The organism is Streptomyces europaeiscabiei (assembly GCF_001550375.1).
In the GTDB taxonomy this organism is placed as follows: Bacteria; Actinomycetota; Actinomycetes; order Streptomycetales; family Streptomycetaceae; genus Streptomyces; species Streptomyces europaeiscabiei.
Genome location: NZ_LRTR01000539.1, coordinates 1 through 6,025, shown reverse-complemented (window position 1 = coordinate 6,025; position 6,025 = coordinate 1). Strand labels below are relative to the sequence as shown.

Here is a 6,025-nt window from a genome sequence, read left to right as displayed (position 1 = left end):
GTCGGGTACGGCGGGCGGCCGGGCCGGCCTGGGAGGCGCAGCGAGCGGCCGCAGGTGCTCCGGGATCTCGGGTCTGAGCCAGGGAGGCGTCGAGTCCGGCGCGAAGGGGAGATCGTCGCTCATGGTCGGTTCCTCTCGGTCGTCTCGGTTGTCTCGGTCGTCTCAGTCGCCGGCGCCGACGACGCGGCCCTCAAAGGGGGAGGGTGCGTGCGTGGCGGTGTTCAGGGACGCGATGAAGTTGCGGGCCTCCGCCTCGACGAAGTCGGCCGCCCAGTACTGCTGTTGCCAGTCGGTGAGTTCGGCGTGGGCACCCCTGAGCCGGTTGATGGCCTCCTCCTTGTGGCGTCCGAGCAGTTCGCGGGCCTGTTCCTGTGCGGTGCGGCCCGCTTCGGCGCGGTTGTGGAGGACGACGCCCCAGATCCCTCCGACGGCGATGGCCGCGAGAAAGGCGAACCCGACGTCGACCCCGAGGAAGATGATGAGGATCGCGGTGACCGTGGCACCGAGGAGGGCGAGTGGCGACCGGTAGTCGTAGGCGAGGGACTTGACGTACATCTCGACGTAGCTGTTCCAGTGGCGGGTCAGCGACGCCTCCAGGCCCGGCAGGTCGTCGGTGAGCGGCTTGGTCCAGGTCGTGAGCTTGAAGCGCTGGTCCCCGTGGCTGACGCCGTAGGTGTTGCGCAGGGAGATCTCGATCCTGGGGGGCATGGCGGCCCGGTAGTCGCGGCTGAACCCGGCGTGCGCCTGTGCGAACCACTCCTGGCACGACGCGACGGCCAGCCGTTGTGCCGCGGGCGAGGCGCCCACGGCCGTGGGGTCGAGGGCCGCGACCGACTGCACACTCAGGTAGTTGCGTGTCTCGTCCAGCGCCTCGGACCGCATGTCCGCTTCCTTCCGCGCGGCCTCCTCGTCCCCCTCGTGGCGCACGATGGCCTGGTTGAGCAGCAGTTCGCGCTGCAGGGGGAGTTCTTCCTCGTCCGAGTTGCGGACCAGGTTGTCGAGGATGTCGTCGACGGTGTCCTCCAGGTTGTGGGCCGGGAGGATCTCGCTCTCCATGAGGGTGCGGAACCGGTCCAGCAGCGCTTCGTGCGCGCGGGCGCGGGCGAGGACGTCGTCCAGTACCGGCCACTGCGGGCTCACGTCGGCCAGGCGCGGGAAGTCGGCGGTGGCGGACGGGGCACGCATGGAGTCGATCTCCTGACGCCAGCGCCCGGCCTGGGCCGCGCGTACGGCGTCGTCGTCCAGCAGGCGCTGGCGCCACTCCTCCAGGGTCCGGCCGAGCAGTTGACGTCCCTGGGGTCCGAAGGCGCCCTGGGAGACGCACTCCAGGATGACCTGGAACTCGCGGCCGAGCACGCGCGGGTCCTGACCCTCCAGATAGTGCCGCAACCAGCGTACGGAGGCCTCCTGCCGTCCCTGTCGGCGGAGGATCAGAGCGAAGAAGAGGGACGTCTTCGACGTCGAGCGCCGGAAGGCCTCCTCCACCGCCCGCGCGCACAGGGACTCGTCGTCACCCGCCCAGGCCGCCAGCCCGACGAGGGCGGGGGCCAGCCAGTAGCGCGGCGTCTGGATCATCAGCTCTTCACTGACCTGCCGGACCGTCTCCTCCTGGACGAGGCCGGTGTCGAACGCCTGGAGGATGCCGGTCGCGGTACGGCGGACCACCTTGTGGTGCCCGTACTTGTGCTCGACCTCGTCGTTGATCCGGACGATACGGGTCTCCGCGCGCTGGGCGGAGGCGATGCGTTCGGTCCTCCCGACGAACTCCAGGAATCTGTCGTAGAGCAGTTCCAGACGGTCCTTTGTCTGCGCCTGTACGGCTCTGACCTCGCGGACCTCACCGTCCACCTGCTCGATCTGACCGCCGAGCGAGCGGACGGAGCGTTGCAACTGGCGCTCCAGATTGTCGATGCTGCTGATGATCGGGCCGAGGTTGATCTCGCTCACGCGGGTCTCCGTTCCGTTCCGTGCCATGCCGTGCGGTGCCGTCAGTGCCGTGTCTGTCGTGGAGCGCGGTTCGCCGTCTCAGGGCCTGACGACACTGCCGTCGGGCAGCACGGGCAGGACCAGCCCGTCCGCGTAGACCTCGACGAACGCGTACGCGCCCGAGCGGGCCAGCATGCGGGCGGCGTCGAACGGCGGCGGCATCACGTCATGGGCCGCGCAGTGCCCCAGAATGCGCCCGTCGAGGCCGAGCCGGTGGTCCACGTAGGGGGAGCCGAGCAGGCACTGCGCGACGAAGCCCACGGGTACCGGCGCTCCCCGGCCGGCGTACTGCTCGTGCAGCCAGGAGGCGATGTCCTGCACGGCGGTGTCGTCCACCGCTGCGTCCAACCGGCGCAGCCGTCCCAGGAGTTCCTGCGTCCGGGTGGCGAACAGTTGCCGCGTGCCGACGGGTCCGGGCGCCTGTGGCGCGGCGATCCGTAGGCGATCGGGTTCGACGGATGTGCCCGGAGGCACGACGATGCGGCGAGGCCGCTCAACGGATCCCATGAATGCCCCCTGCCGAACATGGACCGCCATGCGTCTCGTCGGTGACGCGCGGTATCCGAAGGGTATTGACGCCCCATCAGCGGCGCCTAAGTTGAGCGACATCTATCGACAATGACCGTTTACTACCCGGATAAGTGCCGGATAACAACCGGGCTCCGCCCCGGTGCGGTGATCCGGCAGGACGCGCACGCCGCGTTCCACGGTGTACGCGTGGAGAGGGGTGAGGGCCGTGTCCGGGTCGGCGACGATTCGGTGACCTGGTGGGCCGCCCGACCATCGGGGCTGTCGGCTCGCTCTTCTCGTGGCTCATTGCCGAGTGCCTGGGAGGTCGGTGCGAGTACCTGGGGCGTCAGTCCTGGACGAGCTGATCGGCCAGCCGATGGGCCTGGGCCAGTAGCGTGCCGTAGGTGGCCAGCGCGTCGGGGTCGTCGGCGACGGCGTCCGGCAGCCGTCGCCGGAACTCGTCGAGCGTGCGGTGGAGTTCCCCGACGGCCTCGCGAAGCTCTTCCGCGGCGGAGTCGTCATGATCGCTCGGGGCGAAACGTGTCCGGTCGTACAGCTGAACAGCGCGTGCGGTGCGGCGCAGGAAGTCCGCGTAGGGCTGGGCGATCACCGCGGAGGGCCGGGCCGCCTTCCCGTCGCCGTCCGCGGTCTCCCACACCGTCCGGGTCACGCCCGCGGTGTGGACGGCGACATGGTCGAGCACGGCCAGCGCGTCGGCGTACGCCTCGCCGGGCGGGGCGACGGCGTGCCTGCGGCGGCCCCGCGGGTTGACGCGCATGCTCTCCCGGCTCCAGCCGATCGCCGCCCGCGCCTGGTCGACCAGGCGGCCAAGCCGCAGCGCGCGTTCGTGCCACTCCCCCGCCCGGTGTCCGTCCCACTCGCCGGTGGCCAGCCCGTCCGCCACCGAGTCCAGGATCTCCTCGGCCTCGCGGGCGGCGTCCCGCAACGCGGCGCGGGTGTCGCGCAGATACACCGGGGGCCGGATCAGCGCGTTGACCGCGACGCCCACCACCGCGCCGAAGACCGCCTCCGCGATGCGGGCGGCCGACGCGGCGACGGTGACCTCGCCGCCGGTCAGCACGAACAGCGCGCCGGTGGCGGCGTAGACGCCCTGACTGCCCAGCCGCTGCCACTGGCCCAGCAGCAGCACCGTAGGCAGGACCAGGGCCATCGTGACCATCGTGGTGTCCAGCACCAGCGCCACTCCTGTGGCCACCACCGTGCCCACCGCGATCGCCCCGAGCTGCTGCAGCCCGTGCGCGAACGACCGGTACACCGTCGACTCCACCAGGACCACCGCCACCCACGGCGCCACGAACGCCATCGGGGCCGCGAGCCACCAGCCCGCGACCGCCCACGCCACCCAGGCGGCCAGCGCCGCCTTGCCGGCCTGCACCACCAGATCCCGTTCACGGCCCGGCCCGGCCCACGCCCACCGCAGCGTCTGTACGGCGGCCGCACCGCGCCGCCGGACCTCCCGTCCCGCCCTGCCCGTCCACTCCATGCCACACCAAGTGCCACGGCAGCGGCGTCACGTACCCACCGACGGCGACTTCCTGTGGCGGACGGACATCGATGCCACCATGGACGATCCCGACGTCACGATGGAACGGCCCCTCGGTCCGCCGAAGAAGCGGGGCTCGGCCGCCGCCGTGGTGGCCACGCGCCCCGTGGCGAGGTCATCGCGTGACCGGCGGATTCGTCGGCATCCGATGCCCTCTTCCCCTCGGCGAAGGGCTCCCCGCTGCGCGACAGCGGCGCGGGAATCGGCCACGGCCTGTGAAAGCGGCTGTCAGAGTCGCCTCATCGCAGGGCTCGCGTGCAAGGCTGGCACGAGAAATTTCCGGACGAGGACGGTCAGGACGCGGACTATCCGGATGAGGACTTTCCGGTCGTGGACGAAGCGGAGGACGGTGTGGACTGGGATCGGTTCGCACAGCAGATGGCGTCGATGGCCCGGGATCTCCTGGCACAGCATTCGGTGGCCTCCACACTGGAGCGGATCACCGCCTCGGCCACCGAGCTTGTGGAGGGCTGCGACGCGGCCGGCATTCTCGTGCTGCACGGCACGACGGTGGAGTCGCTGGCCCCCACCGACCAGCTGGTGGTCGCCAGCGACCGACTGCAGGAACGGCTGCGGGAAGGACCGTGCTTCGACGCCGCCCGCAGCTCGCTGGGAGAGAGGGTGTTCCGCATCCCCGACCTGTCCCGCGAGGAGCCGCGCTGGCCGGCCTACGCCCCGCAGTCCCGCCGTCTCGGCGTGGGCAGCATGATGGGGTTCCTGCTGTTCACCGAGGAGGAGGACCTCGGCGCCCTGAATCTCTACTCCCGGGCTCCCGGCGCGTTCACCGAGGTCAGCGAGCTGGCCGGCTGGCTGCTGGCCTCGCACGCGGCGGTCGCCTTCTCCAGCGCCCGCACGCACGCCCAGATGGAGCAGGCCGTCGCCACCCGACATGCGATCGGCGAGGCCATGGGCATCCTCATGGGCAGCCACCACCTCAGCGAGGAGAAGGCTTTCGACGTGCTGCGCCGCCACTCGCAGGAGCACAACATCAAGCTCCGTGAGGTCGCCCGCCGGATCTGCGAGCGGGGCGTTCTGTGACGATGCCGGGGTACGGACCGTCGAGGGACGGCTCCTCCGGCACGTAGTCAGAACCAGAGAAGCCTGGCAGGGCCGACCCCCAGGGGAACGCCGTCGAACCCGGCCTACACACCAAGTCCCCCGGCCTCGGCTCCCCACACCTCACAAGCCCGGCACCTGGCCGCGACGCGTCGTCCGTCGGCACGCTCATGCCCTTCGGCAGGCTCATGTCCGTGGGCAGGCTCATGTCCGTGGGCACGCTCATGTCCGTGGGCACGCTCATGTCCGTGGGCACGCTCATGTCCGTGGGCACGCTCATGTCCGTGGGCACGCTCATGTCCGTGGGCACGCTCATGTCCGTGGGCACGCTCATGTCCGTGGGCACGCTCATGTCCGCCGGGTCGGCCGTGCCGACCGGCTGCCCGCATGGCTCACAGACCGCTGACCGGCGCCCGGAGACGCGGTGAAGGCCCTGGTCAGCAACTACACGTCGCCGTCGCCGACGTCAGCGACGACACCCGGGACGATGGTCCGACCGACGGCACGGAGGACGGGCGGACCACCGCCCCAAGGCGGTGCCGCGGCTGCTGGAGCAGCCGTCTGTCACCACCGTTTACACCCTCGGTCGCTGGGAACCCGGTGGGCGCATACGAAGGAGCCGAAGAAGCTGTTACGGAAGCCGTCGGTGAAGCGGCTCGGGTCCGGAAAGAGGAGATGTCGTGAGCACGCACACCGTCGGGAAACTCGTCGTGCGCGAGAGCGGCTGGGCCAAGTCCCGGCGCCGGAGCGGGGAGCGTGTGCGTATGTGTCTTCCCGCCCTCACGGACGGCCTCGGCCCCCGCACGGCGGAGGCCGAGGCGGATGCGCACATCGTCAGGGGTGACGACTGACCGCTCGATCCGCGGGCAGGCCGCTGCGAAGGGGCCGGCCGGGACAGCCGGCCTCGGC

The 6,025-nt window shown here is 70.9% G+C and carries 6 protein-coding genes; 3 read left to right on the top strand and 3 right to left on the bottom strand.

Features of this window, described 5'->3' with window-relative positions; translation table 11 throughout:
* Positions 1 to 162: 162 nt before the first annotated feature.
* The 3 genes from AWZ10_RS26650 to AWZ10_RS26640 form a co-directional block, all read right to left on the bottom strand.
* Entirely contained in the window at positions 163 to 1,947 is a 1,785-nt protein-coding gene (locus tag AWZ10_RS26650; protein ID WP_060892205.1) for a hypothetical protein, read from the bottom strand.
* Between the two features lie 78 nt (positions 1,948 to 2,025).
* Positions 2,026 to 2,493 carry a hypothetical protein gene (locus AWZ10_RS26645; RefSeq protein ID WP_060892204.1) on the bottom strand — a complete coding sequence of 156 codons (468 nt, stop codon included), beginning with the start codon at positions 2,491 to 2,493 and terminating at the stop codon, positions 2,026 to 2,028.
* A gap of 349 nt (positions 2,494 to 2,842) precedes the next feature.
* Positions 2,843 to 4,000, bottom strand: coding sequence for an aromatic acid exporter family protein (locus AWZ10_RS26640; RefSeq protein WP_060892203.1), 1,158 nt, complete (start codon positions 3,998 to 4,000; stop codon positions 2,843 to 2,845).
* Between the two features lie 438 nt (positions 4,001 to 4,438).
* Between AWZ10_RS26640 and AWZ10_RS26635 the strand changes: the two genes are divergently transcribed.
* The 3 genes from AWZ10_RS26635 to AWZ10_RS52475 all read left to right on the top strand — a co-directional run bounded on the left by AWZ10_RS26635 (position 4,439) and on the right by AWZ10_RS52475 (position 5,967).
* Complete coding sequence (locus AWZ10_RS26635; RefSeq protein WP_060892206.1) at positions 4,439 to 5,098, top strand: GAF and ANTAR domain-containing protein; 660 nt, start codon at positions 4,439 to 4,441, stop codon at positions 5,096 to 5,098.
* Between the two features lie 212 nt (positions 5,099 to 5,310).
* Positions 5,311 to 5,544 (top strand): hypothetical protein, encoded by a 234-nt coding sequence (locus AWZ10_RS26630; RefSeq protein WP_159058341.1) that lies wholly within the window; start codon positions 5,311 to 5,313, stop codon positions 5,542 to 5,544.
* Between the two features lie 252 nt (positions 5,545 to 5,796).
* Entirely contained in the window at positions 5,797 to 5,967 is a 171-nt protein-coding gene (locus AWZ10_RS52475; protein ID WP_162948811.1) for a hypothetical protein, read from the top strand.
* Positions 5,968 to 6,025 lie beyond the last annotated feature (58 nt).